This is a genomic window from Streptomyces sp. NPDC015144 (genome assembly GCF_043079735.1).
In the GTDB taxonomy this organism is placed as follows: Bacteria; Actinomycetota; Actinomycetes; order Streptomycetales; family Streptomycetaceae; genus Streptomyces.
Genome location: NZ_JBIBUU010000015.1, coordinates 146,387 through 170,080 on the forward strand (window position 1 = coordinate 146,387; position 23,694 = coordinate 170,080).

20 protein-coding genes and 1 tRNA gene are annotated in these 23,694 nt (G+C 68.4%); 10 read left to right on the plus strand and 11 right to left on the minus strand.

Annotated elements, in window-relative coordinates; translation table 11 throughout:
• Positions 1-20 precede the first annotated feature (20 nt).
• Positions 21-1,280 carry an MFS transporter gene (locus ACF08W_RS24725; protein ID WP_352275729.1) on the minus strand — a complete coding sequence of 420 codons (1,260 nt, stop codon included), beginning with the start codon at positions 1,278-1,280 and terminating at the stop codon, positions 21-23.
• 405 nt (positions 1,281-1,685) lie between these two features.
• Positions 1,686-4,271 carry an ATP-dependent chaperone ClpB gene (clpB, locus tag ACF08W_RS24730; protein WP_392280562.1) on the minus strand — a complete coding sequence of 862 codons (2,586 nt, stop codon included), beginning with the start codon at positions 4,269-4,271 and terminating at the stop codon, positions 1,686-1,688.
• Between the two features lie 225 nt (positions 4,272-4,496).
• Here clpB and ACF08W_RS24735 point away from each other — a divergent pair, with 225 nt between their 5' ends.
• Complete coding sequence (locus tag ACF08W_RS24735; RefSeq protein WP_385203288.1) at positions 4,497-4,901, plus strand: pyridoxamine 5'-phosphate oxidase family protein; 405 nt, start codon at positions 4,497-4,499, stop codon at positions 4,899-4,901.
• Between the two features lie 136 nt (positions 4,902-5,037).
• Here the strand turns inward: ACF08W_RS24735 and ACF08W_RS24740 are convergent, their stop codons facing one another.
• On the minus strand, positions 5,038-5,358 hold the full coding sequence (locus tag ACF08W_RS24740) for a (2Fe-2S)-binding protein (protein WP_352275733.1): 321 nt from the start codon (positions 5,356-5,358) through the stop codon (positions 5,038-5,040).
• Entirely contained in the window at positions 5,355-5,729 is a 375-nt protein-coding gene (locus ACF08W_RS24745) for a hypothetical protein (RefSeq protein WP_392280563.1), read from the minus strand. The genes ACF08W_RS24740 and ACF08W_RS24745 overlap by 4 nt, the downstream gene beginning before the upstream one ends.
• A gap of 140 nt (positions 5,730-5,869) precedes the next feature.
• Between ACF08W_RS24745 and ACF08W_RS24750 the strand changes: the two genes are divergently transcribed.
• The gene (locus ACF08W_RS24750; protein ID WP_385203284.1) at positions 5,870-6,853 is read left to right on the plus strand and encodes a helix-turn-helix transcriptional regulator; all 984 of its coding nucleotides are present in this window, start codon (positions 5,870-5,872) and stop codon (positions 6,851-6,853) included.
• A gap of 121 nt (positions 6,854-6,974) precedes the next feature.
• Here ACF08W_RS24750 and ACF08W_RS24755 read toward each other — a convergent pair whose 3' ends face one another.
• The 4 genes from ACF08W_RS24755 to dnaK form a co-directional block, all read right to left on the minus strand.
• Complete coding sequence (locus ACF08W_RS24755; protein ID WP_352275737.1) at positions 6,975-7,421, minus strand: heat shock protein transcriptional repressor HspR; 447 nt, start codon at positions 7,419-7,421, stop codon at positions 6,975-6,977.
• 1 nt (position 7,422) lies between these two features.
• Positions 7,423-8,607, minus strand: a complete 1,185-nt coding sequence (dnaJ, locus tag ACF08W_RS24760; RefSeq protein ID WP_385203280.1) for a molecular chaperone DnaJ — start codon at positions 8,605-8,607, stop codon at positions 7,423-7,425.
• Between the two features lie 93 nt (positions 8,608-8,700).
• Complete coding sequence (gene grpE, locus ACF08W_RS24765; protein WP_352275740.1) at positions 8,701-9,351, minus strand: nucleotide exchange factor GrpE; 651 nt, start codon at positions 9,349-9,351, stop codon at positions 8,701-8,703.
• The gene (dnaK, locus tag ACF08W_RS24770; RefSeq protein WP_385203276.1) at positions 9,348-11,192 is read right to left on the minus strand and encodes a molecular chaperone DnaK; all 1,845 of its coding nucleotides are present in this window, start codon (positions 11,190-11,192) and stop codon (positions 9,348-9,350) included. Before dnaK ends, grpE begins: the two co-directional genes overlap by 4 nt.
• 526 nt (positions 11,193-11,718) lie before the next feature.
• On the opposite strand from dnaK, the gene ACF08W_RS24775 reads away from it, so the two are divergent.
• Positions 11,719-13,986 (plus strand): (Fe-S)-binding protein, encoded by a 2,268-nt coding sequence (locus tag ACF08W_RS24775; protein WP_352275742.1) that lies wholly within the window; start codon positions 11,719-11,721, stop codon positions 13,984-13,986.
• Between the two features lie 188 nt (positions 13,987-14,174).
• Positions 14,175-15,164 carry a Yip1 family protein gene (locus ACF08W_RS24780; protein WP_392280564.1) on the plus strand — a complete coding sequence of 330 codons (990 nt, stop codon included), beginning with the start codon at positions 14,175-14,177 and terminating at the stop codon, positions 15,162-15,164.
• Between the two features lie 92 nt (positions 15,165-15,256).
• On the opposite strand, the gene ACF08W_RS24785 is transcribed toward ACF08W_RS24780, so the two are convergent.
• Together ACF08W_RS24785 and dcd are read right to left on the minus strand one after the other, a co-directional pair.
• Positions 15,257-15,769 (minus strand): phosphoribosyltransferase, encoded by a 513-nt coding sequence (locus tag ACF08W_RS24785; protein ID WP_392280588.1) that lies wholly within the window; start codon positions 15,767-15,769, stop codon positions 15,257-15,259.
• Positions 15,770-15,799: 30 nt separating this feature from the next.
• Positions 15,800-16,375, minus strand: coding sequence for a dCTP deaminase (dcd, locus tag ACF08W_RS24790; RefSeq protein ID WP_352275745.1), 576 nt, complete (start codon positions 16,373-16,375; stop codon positions 15,800-15,802).
• Between the two features lie 467 nt (positions 16,376-16,842).
• Here dcd and ACF08W_RS24795 point away from each other — a divergent pair.
• A tRNA-Gly gene (locus ACF08W_RS24795) sits at positions 16,843-16,913 on the plus strand.
• A 152-nt stretch (positions 16,914-17,065) separates the two neighbouring features.
• Here ACF08W_RS24795 and ACF08W_RS24800 read toward each other — a convergent pair.
• Complete coding sequence (locus ACF08W_RS24800; protein WP_385203265.1) at positions 17,066-17,518, minus strand: hypothetical protein; 453 nt, start codon at positions 17,516-17,518, stop codon at positions 17,066-17,068.
• Positions 17,519-17,995: 477 nt separating this feature from the next.
• Between ACF08W_RS24800 and ACF08W_RS24805 the strand changes: the two genes are divergently transcribed.
• The 5 genes from ACF08W_RS24805 (at position 17,996) to ACF08W_RS24825 (ending at position 23,578) form a co-directional block, all read left to right on the plus strand.
• On the plus strand, positions 17,996-18,379 hold the full coding sequence (locus ACF08W_RS24805) for a DUF6507 family protein (protein WP_385203262.1): 384 nt from the start codon (positions 17,996-17,998) through the stop codon (positions 18,377-18,379).
• Positions 18,376-20,682 (plus strand): hypothetical protein, encoded by a 2,307-nt coding sequence (locus ACF08W_RS24810; RefSeq protein ID WP_392280565.1) that lies wholly within the window; start codon positions 18,376-18,378, stop codon positions 20,680-20,682. Before ACF08W_RS24805 ends, ACF08W_RS24810 begins: the two co-directional genes overlap by 4 nt.
• Positions 20,648-21,310 (plus strand): pentapeptide repeat-containing protein, encoded by a 663-nt coding sequence (locus ACF08W_RS24815; RefSeq protein WP_392280566.1) that lies wholly within the window; start codon positions 20,648-20,650, stop codon positions 21,308-21,310. The genes ACF08W_RS24810 and ACF08W_RS24815 overlap by 35 nt, the downstream gene beginning before the upstream one ends.
• Before the next feature lie 353 nt (positions 21,311-21,663).
• Entirely contained in the window at positions 21,664-23,091 is a 1,428-nt protein-coding gene (locus ACF08W_RS24820) for a DUF6177 family protein (protein ID WP_392280567.1), read from the plus strand.
• A gap of 67 nt (positions 23,092-23,158) precedes the next feature.
• Positions 23,159-23,578, plus strand: coding sequence for a hypothetical protein (locus tag ACF08W_RS24825; RefSeq protein WP_392280568.1), 420 nt, complete (start codon positions 23,159-23,161; stop codon positions 23,576-23,578).
• Positions 23,579-23,694 lie beyond the last annotated feature (116 nt).

Below are 23,694 nucleotides of genomic sequence, written 5' to 3' on the forward strand. Positions count from 1 at the left end.
CAGGGCGTAGACCCCCCGGGCTACGCCTTCGCGGGGATCGCCCCGGTTCCCCGGGCCCGGGTCCAGGCGGCTGCCACCAGGACGGCGCAGACCACCCCGAGGAGCCCGGAGGCCCCGATGGTGTTCGCCGAGGAGCCGGTCAGCTCGGTCACCGCGCCCCCGGCCGCCACACCGATGCCCTGCATGGCGGTCACCCCCGACCGGGCGAGCCCCAGCGCCTGGCCCCGCCGGTCGGCCGGGGTCAGCAGGACGAAGGTGGCCCCGGCGGTGATCTGGTACGCCGAACACACCCCGGCGACCAGCAGCAGGACCATCGCCACGCCCACGCCGGGATCGAGCCAGTAGGCGACCAGTGGCAGGTTCGCGGCGATCGCCAGCGGGCCGAGCAGTCGGCGCCGGGTCTCGTCCCCGACCCGGGACCGCCCCAGCAGGGCCGCGCCCAGCACCATGCCCGCCGGGTGCGAGGCGAGCAGCAGCCCCACCGAGTACGCCCCGCCGCCGGCCTCGTCCGCGAACGGGGCGGCCAGCCCCTCCGGCAGGACGATGAACCCGGCGAGCCAGCCCAGCGCGAGCAGCGAACGGAGCCTGCGGTCGGACCAGATCAGTGCGGCGGCACCGCCGACCTGGGCACCGAGCTTCGCCGTACGGGCCTCGGCGCTCGCCACCGGGCGGGCCTTCACCCCGAACCGGATGAGTGCCGCCGAGAGCAGGAAGGTCGCCGCGTTCACGGCCAGCGAGCGGTTGCTGCCCAGCCACGCGGCCAGCAGCCCGCCCCCGGCGAAGCCGACGAGCTGGCCGACCTGGTGGGTGATCTGCATGACCCGCTGGCCCCGCTCGTACCGCTCGACGCCGAGCACGGTGGGCATCATCGCGCCCTGGGCGGCGCCGAAGGGCGCCTCGGCCAGCTGCGCCAGCACCAGCAGCCCGGCGAGCAGAGGCAACGGCATCCCGGGCAGCGCCATCAGCCCGACCAGCACCATCCGGATCAGGTCGCAGCTGACCATGACCGTACGGCGGGGGAACCGGTCGGCGAGACCGGAGAGCAGCACCCCGGACAGCAGCGCGGGCAGGGTGGTCAGGGCGTAGGTCGCCGCCGTCCAGCCCGGTGAGTCGGTACGTTCGAAAACGAGCAACGACAGTGCCACCCGGGCCAGTTGGTCGCCCAGGATCGACTGAGCGTAAGCAGCCCAAAGGGTACGGAATTCGCCAAGGTGAAAGAGATTGTCGGATCGGGGCTTCTTGGGCCCGCTTTTTATCTCATCGCCTATCCGCTCGTTCATGCGGGCACGCTACCGGCTGCCCAATTCGGCCTCGAATCCCAACTGTGGGCGGGGAGCCACGGGCGGGTCGCGGTGTCCTGTTTATTTGTGTCCGCCGGGGCGGACGACATCGACCCGTGCCCTGAAGTCCCTTGTCAGAAGCGGTACAAGGGGATAGAGGGGGCGACGGGGAAGCCGCCAGCGCCCACCGGTACCGGAGAGAGCGTTTGGCGCGATATCGATGTTGAAGAATGGATCACTTCAGGCGGGGACCATTTCTCCGAATTCCCGAAATCACCGCATTCTCCGTTTCCGCGGCGGCACCCTGGCCGGGCGGCCGGCCCCCACCCCCTATGCATGGGAACGTGACACCCGACCCCTCGGGTGTCACGTTCCAGAACGCCGTCCCTGTCCGGGCGTGCCCTCTCAGACCGCCGGACCGACGAGCAGACCGTCGCCGACCCGGTCGACGCGTACGGTGTCGCCGTCCTTGACCTCGCCCGCGAGGATCTCCTTCGCCAGCCGGTCGCCGATCGCCGTCTGGATGAGGCGGCGCAGCGGCCGGGCGCCGTACGCCGGGTCGTTGCCCTCCTCGGCCAGCCAGGCCAGGGCCTCGGGCGTGACGTCGAGGGTGAGCCGGCGGTCGGCCAGCCGCTTGGCGAGCCGGTCGATCTGGAGCTGGGCGATGTGGGCCAGCTCGTCGCCGGAGAGCGCCGAGAAGACCACGAGGTCGTCGAGCCGGTTGAGGAACTCCGGCTTGAACGAGGCCCGCACGACCTCCAGGACCTGGGTCCGCTTCTCCTCCGGCTTGGTCAGCGGGTCGACCAGGAACTGGCTGCCGAGGTTGGAGGTCAGGATCAGGATGGTGTTGCGGAAGTCGACCGTGCGCCCCTGGCCGTCGGTGAGCCGGCCGTCGTCGAGCACCTGGAGCAGGATGTCGAAGACCTCGGGGTGGGCCTTCTCGACCTCGTCCAGCAGCACGACGCTGTACGGGCGGCGGCGGACCGCCTCGGTGAGCTGGCCGCCCTCCTCGTACCCGACGTACCCGGGCGGGGCGCCGACCAGCCGCGCCACGCTGTGCTTCTCGCCGTACTCGCTCATGTCGATGCGGACCATGGCCCGCTCGTCGTCGAAGAGGAAGTCGGCGAGCGCCTTCGCCAGTTCGGTCTTGCCGACACCGGTCGGGCCGAGGAAGAGGAACGATCCGGTGGGCCGGTCCGGGTCGGCGATCCCGGCGCGGGTGCGCCGTACCGCGTCCGAGACCGCGCGCACCGCCTCGCCCTGCCCGATGAGGCGCCGGCCGAGCTCGTCCTCCATGCGCAGCAGCTTCTGGGTCTCGCCCTCCAGCAGCCGCCCGGCGGGGATGCCGGTCCAGGAGCCGACGACGTCGGCGATGTCGTCCGGGCCCACCTCGTCCTTGACCATGGTGTCCTTGGCGGCCTCCTGCTCCGCCTCGGACGCCTCCGCCAACTCCCGCTCCACGCCCGGGATCTCCCCGTACAGCAGCTTGGAGGCGGTGTCGAAGTCGCCGTCGCGCTGGGCGCGTTCGGCCTGGCCGCGCAGCTCGTCGAGGCGCTCCTTCAGCTCACCGACGCGGTTGAGGCCCTGCTTCTCCTTCTCCCAGCGGGCGTTGAGACCGCGCAGCTCCTCCTCCTTGTCGGCGAGGTCGCGGCGCAGCCGCTCCAGGCGCTCCCGGGAGGCGGGGTCGGTCTCGTTCCTGAGCGCCAGCTCCTCCATGTGCAGCCGGTCGACGGCGCGCTGGAGCTCGTCGATCTCGACCGGCGAGGAGTCGATCTCCATCCGCAGCCGGGAGGCCGCCTCGTCGACCAGGTCGATCGCCTTGTCGGGGAGGAAGCGGGAGGTGATGTAGCGGTCCGAGAGGGTCGCGGCGGCCACCAGCGCGGAGTCCGCGATGGAGACCTTGTGGTGGGCCTCGTAGCGGCCCTTGAGACCGCGCAGGATCGCGATGGTGTCCTCGACGCTCGGCTCGGCCACCAGCACCTGCTGGAAGCGGCGCTCCAGGGCCGGGTCCTTCTCGATCCGCTCGCGGTACTCGTCGAGCGTCGTCGCGCCGACCATGCGCAGCTCGCCGCGGGCCAGCATCGGCTTGAGCATGTTGCCCGCGTCCATCGCGGAGTCGGCGCCGGCGCCCGCGCCCACGACGGTGTGCAGCTCGTCGATGAAGGTGATGATCTGGCCGTCGCTCTCCTTGATCTCGGAGAGGACGGTCTTCAGCCGCTCCTCGAACTCGCCGCGGTACTTCGCGCCCGCGACCATCGCGCCGAGGTCGAGCGAGACCAGCCGCTTGTTGCGCAGCGACTCGGGGACGTCGCCCTTGACGATGCGCTGGGCGAGTCCCTCGACGACGGCCGTCTTGCCGACGCCGGGCTCGCCGATCAGCACCGGGTTGTTCTTCGTGCGGCGGGACAGCACCTGGACGACCCGGCGGATCTCCTGGTCGCGCCCGATGACCGGGTCGAGCTTGCCCTCGCGCGCGGCCGCGGTGAAGTCCGTACCGAACTTCTCCAGCGCCTTGTACTGGCCCTCCGGGTCGGGTGTGGTCACCCGTCGTCCTCCCCTGCTCGTCTCGAACGCGTCCAGCAGCTTCTTCGCACTGGCCCCCTGACCGGCAAGGATCTCACCGGCACGGCCGCCCTTGGCGGCGATGCCGATCAGCAGATGCTCGGTGGAGACGTAGTCGTCGCCGAGGTCCCGCGCCCGCTCCGCCGCGTCCGTGACGACGGCGAGCAGGTCGCGGTTGGGCTGCGGCGGGGCGACGGTCGAGCCCGTGACGCTGGGCAGCGAGCCCAGCAGCCGCTCGGTCTCGGACCGCACGGCGATCTGGTCGGCGTCGACGGCGGCGAGCAGATCGATGATGTTCGCGTTGTCCTCGCCCGCGAGGAGCGCGAGCAGCAGGTGCCCCGGGGTCAGATCGGCGTGCCCGTCCTTCACGGCCCTGTTGGTGGCCGCGTTGATGGCGTCCCGGCTCTTGTTGGTCAGCTCGGCGTCCACGTGCGCTCTCTCCTCCTGACTCGACCAGCGTGCGTAAAGTTGAGTCTACCCCACTCAAGTGAATGTTGAGTCCACTCCACTCAACTTGATTCGGGGGTCTTCCGTGCCCCTACCGGACGGATCCGCTGTTCCGAGTGAACCGGCCGCGCGGGCCACCCGCCACCGCAGCCCCGGCCCCCGCCCGGCCGGGAACGCCGGGGCGGCGGGCACCGTAGGGTCTGCCCCATGGCAGTCGACGTGACGAACCCCGGCCCCGAGTACCTCGCCTTCTGGCGCGCGCGGCACGTGTGCACCCTGACCACGCCGCGCCCCGACGGCACCCCGCACGTGGTGCCGGTGGGCGTGACGTACGACCCCGAGGCGCGGCTGGCCCGGATCATCACCGGCCGGAACACCCGCAAGGCGCGCAACGTCCTGGCCGCGGGCCCGGACGGGGCACGGGTCGCCGTCTGCCAGATCGAGGGGCGTCACTGGGCGACGCTGGAGGGGCGCGCGACGGTGCGCACGGAGCCGGAGGCGGTGGCCGAGGCGGTACGCCGCTACGCGGAACGCTACGGGCGTACGCCGAGGCCGAACCCGGAACGGATCGTCATCGAGATCGCGGTGGACCGGGCGCTCGGCAGGGCCTGACCGGCCCGGACCCCGGAGCACCCCGGAGCCGTCCGGGAGCCGCCGGGGAAAAGCACAACGGCGCCATCGTGTTCAGGTCACGATGGCGCCGTTGTGTGGGGGAGTGACTGAGCGACATGGAACGACGGGGGATCGCTCAGGCACTGCGGGGGGTGGCGGAAATAGTCTCTGGCTCGAACAGCTGGTGGTCACGCCGGTCGAGGTTCACGAAGATCATGTCGTACCGGATCGCGCAGCGGACGGGCTGCGGAGCTCCACGCGGCTTGCGGAGACACCGGTAGGCGCGTACTTCGTCGTCTTCTTCGCGTGCGACAACGATCGGGTCGCCGAACAGAGTGACCATCAACGAGTCGCCACGGTGGGGAACGGCGGTGACGAGGTCGATGAAGTGCCAGCCCGATCGGTAGGCGGTGGCCATCTCCCGTCGGAAGGTCCGGTCGTCCGGCGGGATGGTCATGCGCTCGTACGGGCCGTGACGGAGGGGGCGACCCAGCCGATGTCGGACGACGTGGCGGGCGCGACCCAGCCGATGTCGGACGACTTCGCGGGCGAGACCCAGCCGATGTCGGACGCTCCCGCAGGGGAGACCCAACCGATGTCGGACGACGTGGCGGGGGCGACCCAGCCGATGTCGGACGACTTCGCGGGCGAGACCCAGCCGATGTCGGACGACGTGGCAGGCGCGACCCAACCGATGTCGGTGGCCTGGACGGTCCAGCCGATGTCGCCGCCGGCGGCACGGTCCTCGCTCCAGCCAATGTCGCTGCCGCCCAGCAGCCCGATCCCCAGGGCCGCGACGAACGAGACGGCAAGCGCCGAGCGATGCATTCGCTTATACATAGTCGGCTTCGTCCTCACTTGTGGATTCTTCTCCCCCGCACTTAAGACGATGTCTCACCTGGGCACGCGAGCACCACCGAGTGGATGCATCATGTTCTTGCATGTTCAGGAACCTGGGGGGTGACGATATGACTACAAGTGACGCAAAGCCGACACATCCTCACGGGATCACCGAACTGTGCGATGCCGGAGCACGCCTTTACGCCAGCGCTTTGCGACTGGGACGGATCGCCCGCGTCGAAGTGGAACCGGCTCCCTGCCTCATGGAGTTCGCGCTGCTTCATCCCGATCCGGACGACCCGACCTGGCTCCGCCCCGTTCCGCCGTCCACCGCTCTCGCGCAGCATCTGCACCCCATAGAGCGCGAGATCCTGGAGCGGCGCCGGCACTCGGTCGAGCTGACGGAATCGTTCGAGCCGTTCATGGACATCAGCACCGTGGGGCCGCCCACCACCAATGCCATCACGGTGCTGGAAGGCGTGAACCGCATCAACGCGGCACTGGACCTCGCCACCGCAGAGTGCCGTACCGAAGTGCTCACCGTCCAGCCCGGCGGCGGGCGGAGCGAGGACCGCCTCATCAAGTCGCTGGAACGGGGCCTGTCCGTCGTCCACCGGGGCGTCCGGATGCGCACGCTCTACCAGCACACCGTGCGCCACAGCCCCAGCACCCTCGCGTACGCGGAGCGCATGGACGACGCCAACGTCGAGATACGCACGCTGGAGGAGCTGATCGGCCGCCTCATCGTGTTCGACCGGACCGTCGCGTTCATACCCGCCAGCGACGACGACCAGATCGCCCTGGAGCTCCGCAACCCGGGACTCGTGCACTACCTGGTCAACGTGTTCGAACAGTTCTGGACCAGGGCGGCGCCGCTGTGCGAGGAGGTCAAGTACGAGCCGACCTCGCTCGGCATCAGCGGGGTCCAGCGGTCCATCGCCCAACTCCTGGTGGAGGGGCACGTGGACGACTCCATAGCCCGCCGGCTCGGTATGAACGTCCGCACCTGCCGCGCCCACGTCGCCAAGCTCGCCGCCGCCCTCGGCAGCAACAGCCGGGCCCAGCTCGGCTATCTGATAGCCCGCTCCGGCATCCTCGAAGAGGACTCCTGACCGCCCGTACGGACCCCCTGCCGCACAAAGGGCGTCCCGGAACGGCCGAAGGGCCGGGAGCCGTCCCTCAGGACGCCTCCCGGCCCTTCTCCGGCTGTCGCGCCGTCGCGCGGCCCCGTTCTCAGCCCTTCGGCCGCTTGGGCCGCCAGACCACCAGCGCGCTGGTCTGCTGCACGTCCTGGTACGGCACCAGGTCGCGCCGGTACGAGGCGTGCACCTGGGCCTCGCGCTGCTGCATCGCCTGCGCCGCGCCGTCCACGGCCGCCGACAGCTCGGCGACGCGCTGCTGGAGGGCGGCGACCTGGTTCTCCAGCTCGATGATGCGCTTGATGCCGGCGAGGTTGATCCCCTCGTCCTGCGACAGCTGCTGCACCGTGCGGAGCAGCTCGATGTCGCGGGCCGAGTAGCGCCTGCCGCGCCCGGCCGTGCGGTCGGGCGAGACCAGGCCGAGGCGGTCGTACTGGCGCAGGGTCTGCGGATGGAGTCCCGAGAGCTGGGCCGCGATCGAGATCACGTACACCGGTGTCTCATCGGTCAGTTCGTACGGATTGCGTCGTCGGCCGTCCACCTCAAGCTCCCTTCGCGGCCTGGAACAGTTCGGCCCGCGGGTCGTGGCCCGCGGTCGCCCGGCGGTACGCCTCCAGCGCTTCCCGGGCCTCGTCGCCGAGGTCCTCGGGGACCGCCACCTCCACGGTGACCAGCAGGTCGCCCCGGGTGCCGTCCTTGCGCACGGCGCCCTTCCCACGGGCCCGCATCGTACGCCCGTTGGGCGTGCCGGCGGGCAGCTTCAGGGTGACCGGAGGTCCGCCGAGCGTGGGCACCTTCACCTCGCCGCCGAGCGCCGCCTCCGTGAAGTCGACGGGGACGGTGACCGTGAGGTTGTCGCCCTTGCGGCCGAAGACCGGGTGGGCGTCGACGTGGACCACGACGTACAGGTCGCCCGCCGGACCGCCGCGCTCGCCGGGACCGCCCTTGCCGCGCAGCCGGATCCGCTGGCCGTCCGAGACGCCCGCCGGGATCCGGACCTGCATGGTCCGGGAGGACTTGGCGCGCCCGGACCCCTTGCAGACGTCGCACGGATCCTGGGCGATGAGGCCCCGGCCCTTGCAGTCCACGCAGGGATCGGTGAGCGAGAAACCGCCGCCGGAGCCGCGCGAGACCTGGCCGGTGCCGAGACAGGTCTGACAGACCCGGGGGGTGCCGTTCTTGTCACCGGTGCCGGAACACGCCTTGCAGGGCGCCTGGCTGGACATCCGCAACGGGACGGTGGCCCCGTCGACCGCCTCGGTGAAGCTGAGCGTCACCTCGGACTCGATGTCCTGGCCGCGCCGCGGCTGCACCCGCGTCCCCGTACCGCCCCGGTTGAACAGGCCGCCGAAGACATCGCCCAGGCCGCCGCCGCCGAAGCCGCCGGCACCGCCCTGGCCGCCGCCGCCCTGGGCACCCCCGAAGAGGTCGCCCAGGTCGAAGTTGAAGTTGCCGCCCGCGCCGCCGGGGCCGGCCCGGAAGCCGCCGTTGCCGAAGAGGGCGCGGGCCTCGTCGTACTCCTTGCGCTTCTTGCTGTCGCCGAGGACGTCGTTCGCCTCGGAGATCTCCTTGAAGCGCTCCTCCGCCTTGTCGTCGCCCTTGTTGGCGTCCGGGTGGAACTCGCGGGCGAGCTTCCGGTACGCCTTCTTGATCTCGGCGTCGGTGGCGTCCTTGGGGACGCCGAGGACCTTGTAGTAGTCCTTCTCGACGAAGTCCTTCGTGCTCATCGACGTCCCTCCTTCCGGACGATCGGCCATGCGGCCGGCGCGTGGGCCGGTCGCATGGCCGGGCGGTGGGCCCCGAGGTGGTCGGACGGAATGTCAGACCTCCTCGGTGCCACCGCTCTCCTCGTCGGTTGCCTTCTCTTCCTTGGCGGCCGCCGGGGTCGCCCCCGGCTGGGGCTCGGCGACCGCCACCCGCGCGGGGCGGATGGTGCGCTCGCCGATCCGATACCCCGGCTGCAGGATCGCCACGCAGGTCGTCTCCGTGACGTCCGGCGCGTACGAGTGCATCAGGGCCTCGTGGATCGTCGGGTCGAAGGGCTCGCCCTCCTTGCCGAACTGCTGCAGGCCCAGCTTGGCGACGACCGTCTCCAGGGATTCGGCCACCGACTTGAACCCGCCCACCAGCTCGCCGTGGTCCCGGGCGCGGCCGACGTCGTCGAGCACCGGCAACAGCTCGGACAGGAGGCCCGCCACGGCGATCTCCTTGACCGTGGCCCGGTCCCGCTCGACGCGGCGGCGGTAGTTCTGGTACTCGGCCTGGAGCCGCTGGAGGTCGCCGGTGCGCTCGGTGAGCGCGGAGCGGACCTGGTCCAGCTGGGCCGTCAGGCCGACTGTCTGCACTCCGTCCCCGGCCGGGGACGCCTCCTCCTCCGCGGAGGGCTTGGCGTCCTTCGGCTCGGCTCCTTCAGGGGTGGCGCCGGAGGGGACGTCGGGCTTCTCCTCGAAGCCCGGAGTCTCCTCGGTCACACCGCACCGCCCTTGGAGTCCTTCTCGTCGTCCACGATCTCGGCGTCCACGACGTCGTCGTCGGCCTTGGCCTGCTGGGCACCCTCGCCCTGCGGAGCACCCTCGCCCTGGGCGTTGGCGTACATCGCCTGGCCGAGCTTCTGGGAGACGGCCGCGACCTTCTCGGTGGCGGTACGGATCTCGGCGGTGTCCTCGCCCTTGAGCTTCTCCTTCAGCTCGGTGAGCGCGGTCTCCACCTCCGTCTTCACGTCACCGGGGACCTTGTCCTCGTTGTCCTTGAGGAACTTCTCCGTCTGGTAGACGAGCTGCTCGCCCTGGTTGCGCGACTCGGCGGCCTCGCGGCGGCGGTGGTCCTCCTCCGCGTACTGCTCGGCCTCCTCACGCATCCGGTTGACCTCGTCCTTCGGCAGCGAGGAGCCGCCGGTGACGGTCATCTTCTGCTCCTTGCCCGTGCCGAGGTCCTTCGCGGCGACGTGCATGATGCCGTTCGCGTCGATGTCGAAGGAGACCTCGATCTGCGGGACGCCGCGCGGGGCCGGCGGGAGACCGGTCAGCTCGAACATGCCGAGCTTCTTGTTGTACGCCGCGATCTCGCGCTCGCCCTGGTAGACCTGGATCTGCACGGACGGCTGGTTGTCCTCGGCCGTCGTGAAGATCTCGGACCGCTTGGTCGGGATCGTGGTGTTGCGCTCGATGAGCTTGGTCATGATGCCGCCCTTGGTCTCGATACCGAGGGACAGCGGGGTGACGTCGAGGAGCAGGACGTCCTTGACCTCGCCCTTGAGGACACCGGCCTGGAGCGAGGCGCCGATGGCGACGACCTCGTCCGGGTTCACACCCTTGTTGGCCTCCTGGCCACCGGTCAGCTCCTTGACGAGCTCGGCGACGGCCGGCATACGGGTGGAGCCACCGACGAGAACGACGTGGTCGATCTCGGAGAGCGCGATGCCCGCGTCCTTGATGACGTTGTGGAACGGGGTCTTGCAGCGGTCCAGGAGGTCCGCGGTCAGCTGCTGGAACTGCGAGCGCGTGAGCTTCTCGTCCAGGTGCAGCGGGCCCTCGGCGGACGCCGTGATGTAGGGCAGGTTGATCGTGGTCTCGGTCGAGGACGAGAGCTCGATCTTCGCCTTCTCCGCGGCCTCGCGGAGACGCTGGAGAGCCATCTTGTCCTTGGACAGGTCCACGCCGTGCCCGTTGGCGAACTGCTTCACCAGGTAGTCGACGACGCGCTGGTCCCAGTCGTCACCACCGAGGTGGTTGTCACCGTTGGTGGCCTTCACCTCGACGACGCCGTCACCGATCTCCAGGAGCGACACGTCGAAGGTGCCGCCACCGAGGTCGAAGACGAGGATCGTCTGGTCGTCCTTGTCGAGCCCGTACGCCAGGGCGGCGGCGGTCGGCTCGTTAACGATGCGCAGGACGTTGAGGCCCGCGATCTCGCCGGCCTCCTTCGTGGCCTGGCGCTCGGAGTCGTTGAAGTACGCGGGGACGGTGATGACCGCGTCGGTCACCTTCTCCCCGAGGTACGCCTCGGCGTCGCGCTTCAGCTTCTGCAGGATGAAGGCGCTCATCTGCTGCGGGTTGAAGCTCTTGCCGTCCAGGTCGATCTTCCAGTCAGTGCCCATGTGGCGCTTGACGGAACGGATCGTCCTGTCGACGTTCGTCACTGCCTGGCGCTTGGCGACCTCGCCGACCAGCACCTCGCCGTTCTTCGCGAAGGCGACGACGGACGGCGTGGTCCTGGCGCCCTCGGCGTTGGTGATGACGGTGGGCTCGCCGCCTTCCAGAACGCTGACGACGGAGTTAGTCGTGCCCAGGTCGATGCCGACCGCACGTGCCATTTCGATTCCTCCAGCTTGACTACTTGAGTGGAACTGACTCAAGGATGCACGACACCCATCCCACTGTCAACAGACCTGAGTCGACCTGACTCAACTATCGTGCACGGCCCCCACGTCATTCACCCCTCCGCACGGCGCACAGCACCCCTCACCCCCGACACCGCCACCCCTCCCCCATCATCGCCCCATGGGATCGTTCTGTCACAAAATGCAGAAATCACGACAGAGCACCCACCCCGATTACCGAACTTCCGATCGAGAGGGAACGATGCGGGTACGAACATCGACGCGGGCGACGAGGCGCGCGCGGCCGCGAGCGCGCACGCGCGGGCACGCCCGCGGAGAACAGGTACCGGCACGGGTACGGGTGAGCGACACAGATCACCGCCTGTCCGGCTACAGAGCGACGGAATAAGTGGGTAGTGTCAGCACAGACTCATTAAGTTACTGCTTAGTAATCGCAGATGATCCCAGTATCCGCTCATCGACACTGGGTCCCACCCTCGCAGGCCCGAGGAGCCCCCAAATGCAACTCGCCGCGATCATCGTGTCGCTGGTGCTGACCGTCGTCGCCGTTGCGCTCATCGCCCGAGCCGTCGCGCAGATCTACCGGTTCGTCAAGCTCGGCCAACCGGTTCCGGCAGGCAGCCGCACCGATCATCCCAAAGAGCGCACGATCACCCTGGTCAGGGAGTTCCTCGGCCACACCCGGATGAACCGGTGGGGGATCGTCGGCTTCGCGCACTGGTTCGTCGCCATCGGCTTCCTGACCCTGCCGCCGACCCTGGTCCAGGCGTACGGGCAGCTCTTCCAGGCCGACTGGGTCCTGCCGATCATCGGCGACTGGGCCCCGTTCGAGATGTACACCGAGTTCATCGGTCTGATGACGACGGTCGGCATCCTCGTGCTGATCGCCATCCGGCTGCTGAACCTGCCCTCCCGGGCCGGCCGCAAGTCCCGCTTCGCGGGCTCCAAGGCCTGGCAGGCGTACTTCGTCGAGTACGTCATCCTCACCATCGGCCTCGCGATCCTGACCCTGCGCGGTCTGGAAGGCGCGATCCACCACGTGGAGGGCTACGAGGCGTCGTACTTCGTCTCGTACCCGCTGGTGCTCGCCTTCAAGGGGCTGGCGACGGGCACGCTGCAGAACCTCATCTACTTCGTCGCGATGATCAAGATCGGCGTCTCGCTGATCTGGATGATCACCGTCTCGCTCAACACCAACATGGGTGTCGCCTGGCACCGCTTCCTCGGCTTCCCGAACATCTGGTTCAAGCGGAACGCGGACGGCGCGACGGCGCTCGGCGCGCTCCAGCCGATGACCTCGGGCGGCGAGGAGATCGACTGGGAGGACCCGGCCGACGACGCCGTCTTCGGCGTCTCGCAGGTCGAGCAGTTCTCCTGGAAGGGCATCCTCGACTTCTCCACCTGCACCGAGTGCGGCCGCTGCCAGTCGCAGTGCCCCGCCTGGAACACCGGCAAGCCGCTCTCCCCCAAGCTCCTGATCATGTCGCTGCGCGACCACGCGCACGCCAAGGCCCCGTACCTGCTGGCCGGCGGCGGCAAGACCATGGAGGGCGAGGAGAAGGCGTCCGAGGAGCAGCTGAAGGACGTACCGGCCGCGGCCCTCGCCGAGGCCGAGCGCCCGCTGATCGGCACCGTCGAGGAGAACGGCGTCATCGACCCGGACGTCCTGTGGTCCTGCACCACCTGCGGCGCCTGTGTCGAACAGTGCCCGGTCGACATCGAGCACATCGACCACATCGTCGACATGCGCCGCTACCAGGTGATGATCGAGTCCGCGTTCCCGTCCGAGGCGGGCACGATGCTCAAGAACCTGGAGAAGAAGGGCAACCCCTGGGGGCTGGCCAAGAAGCAGCGCGTCGAGTGGACCAAGGAGGTCGACTTCGAGGTCCCGATCGTCGGCAAGGACGTCGAGGACCTCACCGAGGTCGACTACCTGTACTGGGTCGGCTGCGCCGGCGCCCTGGAGGACCGGGCGAAGAAGACCACCAAGGCCTTCGCGGAGCTGCTGCACATCGCGGGCGTCAAGTTCGCGATCATGGGCGGCGACGAGAAGTGCACCGGTGACTCCGCCCGCCGCCTGGGCAACGAGCCGCTGTTCCAGCAGCTCGGCCAGGAGAACGTCGCGATGCTGAACATGGCGTTCGGCGAGGACGACGAAGACGACTCCACGAAGAAGGCCAAGTCGGCCAAGAAGATCGTCGCGACCTGCCCGCACTGCTTCAACACCATCGCCAACGAGTACCCGCAGCTCGGCGGCGAGTTCGAGGTCATCCACCACACCCAGCTGCTCCAGCACCTCATCGACGAGGGCAGGCTGATCCCGGTGACCCCGGTGGAGGGCCTGATCACGTACCACGACCCGTGCTACCTGGGCCGCCACAACAAGATCTACACCCCGCCGCGCGAGATCATGGACAAGGTCCCCGGTCTGCGCCAGCAGGAGATGCACCGCCACAAGGAGCGGGGCTTCTGCTGCGGCGCCGGCGGCGCCCGGATGTGGATGGAGGAGCGGATCGGCAAGCGCATCAACAACGAGCGCGTCGACGAGGCCCTCTCGCTGAACCCGGACATCGTCTCCACCGCCTGCCCGTTCTGCCTGGTCATGCTGACCGACTCGGTCAACGGCAAGAAGAACGACGGCCAGGCGAAGGAGTCGGTCCAGGTCGTCGACGTCTCGCAGCTGCTGCTGGACTCGGTCAAGACCCCGGCCGACCCCGCCGGGGAGGCCGAGTCGGAGGATGCTCCGGAGCCGGAACCGGTGAAGTAGTTCCGTACGGACCGCGCGTCGGCAGCGGCCGGATCCGCCTCGGGGGCGGGACCGGCCGCTGCCGCCTTTTCCGGCCCGGGGCAGGCCCCCCGGGGTTCCCCTAGGGGATGTCACAGCTCGGCCGCAATGGCGGGCCCGCACCCCAGGCCCTCTGACCGTCCCGGCCCGGACCAGGTACGTTCAGTGACGTGGCTGGATTCAGGATCGGACGCGGCCGGGACAACCGCACCCCGCAGCAGGCGCAACAGCAACCGCGGCAGCAGCCGTACGGCACACAGGCACCACCGCCGTACGGTCAGCAGTCATGGCCCCCGGCGGGAGGCAACGCGGCCCCGCCCCCGTACAACAACGGCGGCTACGGCAACGGCGGCCAGCCGGGGTACGGCAACGGCGGCGGCCAGGGCGGCTACGGGCACGGCGGCGGCCACGGTGGCGGCCACGGTGAGCCGGAGTACTTCGGCGACCCGTACCAGCAGCCCCAGCACCCCCAGAATCCGCACCACCCCCACGGCTCCCCGCAGCCGGGCGACCCGTACGCCGACGCCCCCGGCCACACCCAGGCCTTCAGCATCGGCGAGGACCCGTACGGCCCCGGCGACACCTACCGCGCCGGCCAGGCCCCCGCCCAGCCCACGGGCCCCCGGCTGCCGTGGAAGCAGCTGCTCAGCGGCATCGTGCTCCGCCCGGGACCGACGTTCTGGCAGATGCGCGACTACCCCGTCTGGGGCCCGGCGCTCATCGTCACCTTCCTGTACGGGCTGCTCGCGCTCTTCGGCTTCGACCAGGCCCGCGACGACGCGATCCACGCGACGATCTCCACCGCGGTGCCGTACGTGATCATCACCGGCGTCGGCTTCGTCCTCGGCGGACTGGTCCTGGGCATGGTCACCCACACGCTCGCCCGCCAGCTCGGCGGCGACGGGGCCTGGCAGCCGACCGTGGGCCTGTCGATGCTGATCATGTCGATCACGGACACGCCGCGCCTGATATTCGCGCTCTTCCTCGGCGGCGAGAACTCCCTGGTCCAGATTCTCGGCTGGGCAACCTGGCTCGCCTCGGCCGCGCTCTTCACCTCGATGGTGAGCAAATCCCACGACCTGCCGTGGCCGAAGGCACTGGGCGCCTCCGCGATCCAGCTCATCGCATTGCTGTCGATCATCAAGCTCGGCACGCTCTGATACACAGCCCCGGCCCGCCCGGGGACGAACGGCTGAAGCCCCGGCACTTCCCGTGCCGGGGCTTCAGCCGTTCATCCACACCGTGGGGCGACTCAGGCGTCGAGAACCTGCCCGCTGCGCCGTACGACGGGCTTCTCCACGCTCCACGGGAAGTTGATCCAGTTGTCGGTCTTCTTCCACACGTATTCGCACTTCACGAGCGAATGCGACTTCTCGTAGATGACCGCGCTGCGCACCTCGGCGACGTGATCGATGCAGAAATCGTGCACCAGCTTCAGCGTCTTTCCGGTATCGGCGACGTCGTCGGCGATCAGCACCTTCTTGTCGGAGAAGTCGATCGCGTTCGGAACCGGTGCCAGCATGACCGGCATTTCCAACGTGGTACCCACGCCGGTGTAGAACTCCACGTTCACCAGATGGATGTTCTTGCAGTCCAGCGCGTAGGCCAGTCCACCGGCGACGAAGACCCCGCCGCGCGCGATGCTGAGCACCACATCGGGCTCGAACCCGTCGTCCGCCACGGCCTGCGCCAGCTCACGCACCGCGCGGCCGAACCCCTCGTAGGTCAGGTTCTCGCGCTCGTCGGTCGTCCCGGCACCACTCATGTCAACGCTCATGTCACCGCTCACGGGGCATCACACCTGGGTCCGATGGAAATTCATGAAAGAACGCGAAGCGGTGGGCCCGCGCTGGCCCTGGTACCGCGACCCGTACCGCTCGGAGCCGTACGGGAACTCCGCCGGCGAGCTCAGCCGGAACATGCACAGCTGCCCGATCTTCATGCCCGGCCACAGCTTTATCGGCAGCGTCGCGAGATTCGACAGCTCCAGCGTGACGTGCCCGGAGAAACCGGGGTCGATAAAGCCGGCGGTCGAATGCGTCACCAGCCCGAGCCGCCCCAGCGAACTCTTCCCCTCCAGCCGCGAGGCGATATCGTCCGGCAGCGAAACGACCTCGTACGTCGAGGCCAGCACGAACTCACCGGGGTGCAGGATGAAGGCCTCGTCCCCGTCCGGCTCGACCATGCGGGTCAGATCGGCCTGCTCGACGGCCGGGTCGATATGCGGATAGCGGTGGTTCTCGAACACCCGGAAGTAGCGGTCGAGCCGCACATCAATGCTCGACGGCTGCACCATCGACGTGTCGAACGGATCAATGCGTACACGTCCGGCGTCGATCTCGGCCCGGATGTCCTTATCTGAGAGAAGCACGTCCCGAGGATACGCAGAACGCGCGGGCCCACCCCAATCAGGTCCGCCCGCGCGCCTGCCGTCAACCGCTACCGCCGCACCGAAACCACGGGCACGGCATGCCGCAGCCGCGCACAGCGCGGACAGCGGATGAGCCGCCCCGGACCGATCCGCCCGGCCCCGAGCTGCTGCATCGGGAACGTAGCGGTAGCGAAAACGTGCCCTTCGGCACAGCGGACGACGGTGCGCTCCATGGAGTCCATCAAGTCCCTTCCCCAACCAAACCGTGGACGAGACCGCCACATTAGGGGATGAACGGGACGCCGCTCCACGCGGCACTCCGACCCCCCACGCTACGCCCCAACTCCCGCCCCCCGCACCCGCGTCCACCCACCCCTCACACCAAGAAGGCCCCACGGCTCAAACGCCGGGGACCTGGCATGGGGTACAGTGTGCGACGGTAGCCGCCGATCGGGCGGGCTGCTTTCGCGGGTGTAGTTTAATGGTAGAACATGAGCTTCCCAAGCTCAGAGCGCGAGTTCGATTCTCGTCACCCGCTCTTCCACGGAGCCCCAGGTCAGCGACCTGGGGCTCCGTCGTTGTCCAGCCCTTCGGACAGCCTCGCGCCCTTTCTCCGGCACGGGCGGGGCCATGGTTCGTTCGCTCGGAGGGCAGCGAGGATCGCCGCCCCGGCCATCAGGACGGCGCTGATCACCGAGGCGATCCGACCTCCCGGGCAAAGGTGTCGAAGGCCGCACTCCGCAGGCAGTTCACGATGCCCGGCGGGAGGGCTGCGGCGGTCTCGACCGCGCCGCCGAGGGCACCCTTCGCAGCCCCCAGCGCTTCGGGCGTGAGGTCGTCGGGAGCCGTGGCGGACAGTTCCGAACGGTAGACGGTGGTGCCGATGCTGCCCAGGAGTGCGATGCCCAGGGCACCACCGAATTCGGCCGAGGTCTCGGCGAGAGCCGAGGCCACCCCGACCCGTTCCGGGGGCGCGGCGGAAAGGATCACCTCGGTGACGACGGCCAAGACGACGGCCACACCGCTGACGAGGCGGCCGATTCCCGAGTCGGCCTGGAGCGCAGTCAGCGTGGCGTAGCCGACGGTCGCCACGAGCAGCCCGCCTGCGACCACGTTGTGCTTGCCGACACGGGGAGCGGTCACGGTGGCCGGCGCGATGCCCGACTCCCGCCGAGGTCAGCCGCCATATCGTCCCTGCCGGGCGCGGCAGCTCATCTGTCCGGCCGAGCCGCAATTTGCCGCAAACTCATTGCAGCGGTGGCTGATTCCCTCATGAATACCATTGCTACGGTAAAAGGTATGTGGACGTTCCTCTATCCACTTTGCAAGTGGTAATGCCCTGTTGATAGACATGACGCACCGGTGCAGGCCATGGCGACCGGACGGCGGGCCCCGGGAAGCGGCGGAGTCCAGCTCGTGAAGTGCGGTGTGATCAAGCGATGTTGACCGGACCGACGACTGACACGGGATGGTGACGACACCTGCTTGACCATCGCGCGCTCGACGTTGGGGTACAGCAACGGCACGGCGCACCAGCCGCCGGTCAGGGCCACGGCCGCCGTCGGAGCCATCGGCGGACGCCGGGGCACTGGAAAGAGACGTTTACGGAGCGGGGGGACCGTGTCCAAGTGGGACATCAAGCCGGATGGTGTTCGCGGAGTTCTGAGCAGGACAGGCGAGGTCGGTGGTGAGTTCGAGGAAGAGTTCACCTCGTACGGCGAAGGCCTGCTGGGGGCCGCGACGAGTGCGGGAACGATGGTTCTGGGCGGGACCGAAATCCCCAAGGGCGGTGCGTTCGGTCCCGTGGCTCAGGCGCTGCAGGAGTTCCAGAACCATACGAGCGGCGACTTGAAGTTCCTTGCCGTCCGGACGGGGAAATCCATCACCGGGGCGCGCTTGGCCACTGAGGAGTACATCAAGGGCGACTTGGAGATGGCGAGGAACAAGCAGGAGCAGTATTCGAAGGCTCCGACTCCGGAAGAGCTGAAGGGCCTCAAAAAATGATTGACCTGGAGAAGATTCCGACCTTCACAGGCGATCTAGAGACCTTGGAGACGCAGGCGACTTCACTGAAGACGACCGCCTCCAGCATTCGTGGCACGGGCAAGGACACTCACAACGCTTTCCAAGCTCTGGACGCGGTCTATGACGCTCCCGAGCAGGAAGAGTTACTTAATTCGACCATCCCGGTCCGGGACGGGGCGGATGAGTTCGCGAAAAAGCTGGAGTCGGTCAGTGGTGCGTTGACGGAGTTCGCGTCGACTGCCCGTCCACTGGTGACCAAGATGAAGCAGCTCCGCGAGGATGCGGAGAGATTCGTCGCGGAGAACAAGGAAGACGACGACTGGCAGAAGGATCAGGACAAGATCGACGAGAACGCGCGTCTTGTCCGTGAGGTCGGCACGACATGGGTGGCGTTCCAGGGCGTCGAGCGTGATGCGGCCAACAAGATCACTTCATTGGTGGGCGGTACGCGCTTCGTAATCGATGACGGGTCACACAAGGCCGGCATGTACGGCTTCAAGGAAAGCGACGTCAAGGACGCCACGGAAACACCCTGGGGAACGGTCGACGAACGTGAATACACGGGTCTCCGGGCCGCGTGGGAGTGGACGAAGGACCACGTCGGCGGCGGACTGAAGGGGTTCTTCGTCGATGGCGTCTGGGGCACCCTCAAGGGCCTGGGAAGCATGGTCAACGTGTTCGACTGGGATAATTTCAAGAACACCTGGTCAAGCATTGGCAATACCTTTGGAGGTGTCAGCGCCTACCTCATTACGCCCTACGACTGGGCCATGGACAAGATGTTCGGTCCGGTCGACCACAGTGACCGCGAGAAGCAGAAGGCGGTTCTGCGTAACTTCAGCAAGTCGCTGGTCGCATGGGACGAGTGGGACAAGGATCCTTCACGGGCGGTCGGGGCGGTGCTTTTCAACGGTGCGACGCTCGGTTCAGGCTCGTTACTCAAACTCGGCAAAGCCGGAAAGCTGGGTGTGGGCGCGGAGGCCGTGACAGCGCTGGGGAAGGCGGGCGTGCTCGTCGACCCGATGAGTTACCTGGGCAAGGCAGCGGGTGTCACCAAGCTCAAGGTCGGCGACTTCATGGAGGGCCTGAAGGCCAGCCAGGCCGGTATCGACGACATGGCCCGCAACGCACCCACCGGGGTTCCGTCTCCCGGCCGTGAATACATCGACCACGCGGGCAACAAGCGCATCATCGGCGACGACGCGTACATCAGGGACGAGCACGGCAATGTCGTTCCCGATACCCACCCCGTCCCGGAGCCGCACAAGGACGACTTGCCCAACACGCACGAGACCATACCCGGCGAGGAGAAGGTGCTCGAGGGCGCGGGCGGACCCGGCCGCGCGGAGAACACGGCGAGCCACCCGACCGACTCGGCGCACCCGGGCGGTGCTTCCCACCTGACGGATGGCGGTGGCACACACCACACACCGCCCACGGGCGGCCACACCGCGGACCACCTGACGACCGGTCGAGACTCGGCCAGCGCCGCAGGTTCGTACACGCCTTCCAGCGGCGGTGGCCATGGCGAAACCCCGGGTGCGGGCGCGAGCCGCCACTCGGAAAACCACCATGGCGGCGACGGAGCTCACGGCAGCGACGCGGATGGTGACAACTCTGCGTCCGGTTCCGCCGATCACGGATCCGGTGACGGTGCCGATGGCCAGGTGGAGAAGCACCCGCCCGGCGGGGATACGCGGGACGAGGGAACAGGAACATCGGATACTTCGGGTGAGACGGGCACGACGCCCGGAGATCGTGTGAACGAGCCGGTTCCGGAGTTGACGGCGGAGGAAAAGGCAGCGCACTGGGGCCATCTGGAAGAAGTGGAGAAGCGGTCTCCGGAAGAATTCGATCACCTGAAGCACGACCCGGATCACAGGAATCAGATCGATGACAAATCCATGGATGAGGCCCGGGTCGGCCTCGACCTTCGGGAGAGCGGACGTCTTCCGAAGGACATCCGCCGTCCGGAGCTAGCCGATAGGGGAGAGTTCTACTCCGAAACCACCGGCAAGTACTATGACATCAAAGGCGTCCATTCGTTCTGGCCTCCATTCAACAATGTGCGCAATCCGGCCATGCTCGCCCAGCCGTTCCCTGGCGCATACAACCCGGCTAGGCATGCCCAGACCTGGGTGAATACATTCACAGAGCAGATTGCCGAAAAGCATCGTGTCGTCATTGTCGACATTCGGAACGCGGATCAAGCGGCGATCGACAGCATCAAGGGAATTATTGAAAGCCATGGTTGGGGAGATCATGTCATCTGGTACCCATAAGAACTGGAAGCCGAAGACGCTCCCAGCCGACCCTGAGGCGACGCACCAGTTGCAGGAGTGGCTTACGGAGGAGGGCTACAGCCTTTTCGGCGTCGGGCACGACTTCCGAGGTGCGGACCTGTCGGGCGGAGACTTCTCGAACTCGTGGTTCACCCAGGCGGTCCTGGCGGGTGTGCGGCTCGCGGGAGCGATCTTCTACCGCGCCGACCTTCAGTCGGCGGACCTCACTGGTGCGGATCTGACTGGCGCCGACCTCGTCAGGGCGAATCTTGACGGGGCTGTGCTCCGTTCGGCGCGGCTCGACGGTGCCGACATGATCAACGCTTCACTGCAAGGGGTCGACGCATCGGGAGCGAGCTTCAGAGGAACGCAGATCATGGGGGCCTCGCTCTTCGGCGTCGATATGAGGGGAGCGGACCTGACCAACGCGGTCCTGTTTCAGAACACCTTCAAGGTCACAGTCGACGACGCTACGGTAGTACGTGGCCTGACGGGTACCGTTTTCGGGCCGATCACGGTCTTCAGTGGCGAATCCTCCCGGGAGCTGGCCGGTGCGGAACTTGAGGCGTGGATCGGCGAGCGGGGTGGCCAGGTCGAGGTGACCGCTCCGGGGAGCCTCCAGCAGTAGAGCGGGCGCCCTTCCGGAATCCATGGCTTTCACGTGTGTGACCGGTTTCGCTGAGCCGCTCGTTCTCGCTTCGAGGACGAGCAGCTCAGCGGGCAACGAATTCCGGGGGATTCAGAGGAGCCGGCCCGTGCACACATATCGTGAATTGCTCGGCACAAATTTCGACGGCCGGCCGATGGACGACTCCGACGACGTGACGCACCACGCGTTCGTACTGTTCCCGGCATGTACCCGGGCACACCGCCGCCCGGGCGCGGCACGCTCGTGGCGCCCGGGCAACGCGACCTGGCTGGTTCAGACAGCGCTCGACGCTGCGGACGGCGGCCGACCACATATGACCTGGGGGACATCGCATGACCAAGGACGTGATCGCGCTCACCGAGCGCATGCCGGATGCGCTGAGTGTGCTGGCCGGCCTGCTCGCGGGCGGCCCGGATCTGCTGGTCGAGACTGCCGGTGAGGGGGCCGTGGTCCAGCTGTGTGATGCCGGGGGGCGGCCGCTCGTCTCGATCGAGGTGCCGCTGCTGCTCCAGGCGCGGGGGGAGGCGGCTCGGCTGCTGGGGCCCCGCTTCGAGCCGTCCGGCGATGGTCCGGCGTGGTGGGTCGAGGCCCGTGCCGCCGCGGGGGTTCCCCAGGCCGAACAGCTCGCGGGTGCCTTCGCAGCCCGGCTGACCCTGCTTCTGGGCGGCAGGGTTTGGCCGTCGGATGCCCACGGCACCGTCGGTGCGGCCAGCCCGGTCGATGTCTCCGGCATCACCGCCGTACCGGCTCCCGCCGCTGCCCAGCCGGCCGTCGACATGCTCACCGACAAGGCTGCCGTTGTCCTCCAGGACCGGCCGGTCGTCCCCATGACCAGCTGGCTCTCCGAGGCACTGCGGGCCACCGTGGACAGCGACCGGTCCCTTCAGATCGTCACCCCGCCGCACAGCCGGCTCTCCCTGCCCACCCGCACGCTGCTGCAGTCCACCTCCTCGCGCTGGGTGGTCCAGGACGAACGGTGCGGCTACTACGACGGACTGACCGGCGCAGTGCTGCGCTGGCAGGACGACGCCTTCTCCCCGGTCCGGGATGAGAACGGGGAGACCCTGGTGGCGGACGCCTTCGCAGAGGTTCGGCCCAGCGGCGAGCGTCAGCTCGTCGTTTCTTTCCGTACCCTGCACGCTCCCAGGGCGGACCTCGTTCTCGGCGGCGCGCTGGAAGCCGCCTGGCAGGCGCTGGCGGGCGGCCCGCCGACCGGCTGGGGAACATCGGAACCGGCTGGTCTGTCCTGGTCGAAACGGCAGTTGACCGAGCTGGCGTACGGGCGTGCCCCGAAGCCCACCTGGACGGTGGTCGTCGGCGCCCCGGACCGTCCCGCCCTCGCCACCCTGCGCGTGATCCGCACACCGGAAGGCGTCGAGGAGGACATCACCCTCACAGTGGGCTACGGACCCGACGAGAAGCCGCCCCTGGAAGCACTGCCGGAACTGGCCGACGACCTGGTGACCCGGCACGGGCTGAAGACCATGCTGTGCCAACTCCGCGCGGCACGCCAAGACCTGAGCACCCCACCCCACTTCGAAGACCCACCACTGCCCTACGCCTTCGTACTGGGTCCCGAGGAGGTCCGGGAGGCAGGGCGCGATACCGCGAGCAGAACACCTCTCGAGGAACGCCCGGTGCGACTGGGGCCGGACGCCCGCCCCGGCTTTTACTACCCGCTCGGGGACGGAGAGACCGCCGAGAGCTGGCACGCGCTCGAACAGCTGGTGCGCCATGTGCGGGGTGCACCGTCCGCCTGAGCAGTCACACCCGCACAAAGGGGTCCGGCCCCGTGGCTCCACCGGCCTCGGCTGTACCGTGTCCGCCGTGACGGAAGAGAACGAATGGGGGCTGCGGCCACTCGCGCCAAGCGAAGCCGACCGCCTCCGGGGGCTCGCCGCAGCGGTTGCGGCGGACCTGGCCCGGTCCGGGCTCGTCGTATCCGGCCAGCAGAATCAGCATCGGGAAACGTCGGTCGGCGGGCTGAGAGTCGAAGTGGATGAATTCGACGACGCCGCAGGCGGCATCTGGCTCCACTGGGAGGGACACCCTTCCCTCCGGGAAGCAACAATCGAGGCTCTCCGGGGACAACGACTCGATGACCCGGTGATCGCGGCAGCGGGTCGCATTCAGGAACGAATGGCGTCGACGATCCTCTGCATGCTGGGGGCACTTGGGTACGTCGCGGAGGCGAGCGAGGACGATTACCGGCCCCTTGCGGTCAAGGTGCTCTCGGCCGCCATCTGAACAACTGCCGCGCCCCTGGGCAACGCAACGCACGCCCCTACCACTTCGCCCCTGTGACCCGCTCCATGACGAAGGCCTTGGTCGGAGACCAGGGCCTTGTTTGTTGTCCGGGCCGG

Excerpts from the sequence above, each read along its gene's own strand:
- ACF08W_RS24725 (WP_352275729.1), bottom strand. The coding sequence starts at position 1,280 with ATGAACGAGCGGATAGGCGATGAGATAAAAAGCGGGCCCAAGAAGCCC.
- ACF08W_RS24735 (WP_385203288.1), top strand. The coding sequence starts at position 4,497 with ATGGCAGTCGACGTGACGAACCCCGGCCCCGAGTACCTCGCCTTCTGG.
- ACF08W_RS24740 (WP_352275733.1), bottom strand. The coding sequence starts at position 5,358 with ATGACCATCCCGCCGGACGACCGGACCTTCCGACGGGAGATGGCCACC.
- ACF08W_RS24745 (WP_392280563.1), bottom strand. The coding sequence starts at position 5,729 with ATGCATCGCTCGGCGCTTGCCGTCTCGTTCGTCGCGGCCCTGGGGATC.
- ACF08W_RS24750 (WP_385203284.1), top strand. The coding sequence starts at position 5,870 with ATGACTACAAGTGACGCAAAGCCGACACATCCTCACGGGATCACCGAA.
- dnaJ (WP_385203280.1), bottom strand. The coding sequence starts at position 8,607 with ATGAGCACGAAGGACTTCGTCGAGAAGGACTACTACAAGGTCCTCGGC.
- dnaK (WP_385203276.1), bottom strand. The coding sequence starts at position 11,192 with ATGGCACGTGCGGTCGGCATCGACCTGGGCACGACTAACTCCGTCGTC.
- ACF08W_RS24775 (WP_352275742.1), top strand. The coding sequence starts at position 11,719 with ATGCAACTCGCCGCGATCATCGTGTCGCTGGTGCTGACCGTCGTCGCC.
- ACF08W_RS24785 (WP_392280588.1), bottom strand. The coding sequence starts at position 15,769 with ATGAGTGGTGCCGGGACGACCGACGAGCGCGAGAACCTGACCTACGAG.
- ACF08W_RS24810 (WP_392280565.1), top strand. The coding sequence starts at position 18,376 with ATGATTGACCTGGAGAAGATTCCGACCTTCACAGGCGATCTAGAGACC.
- ACF08W_RS24815 (WP_392280566.1), top strand. The coding sequence starts at position 20,648 with ATGGTTGGGGAGATCATGTCATCTGGTACCCATAAGAACTGGAAGCCG.
- ACF08W_RS24820 (WP_392280567.1), top strand. The coding sequence starts at position 21,664 with ATGACCAAGGACGTGATCGCGCTCACCGAGCGCATGCCGGATGCGCTG.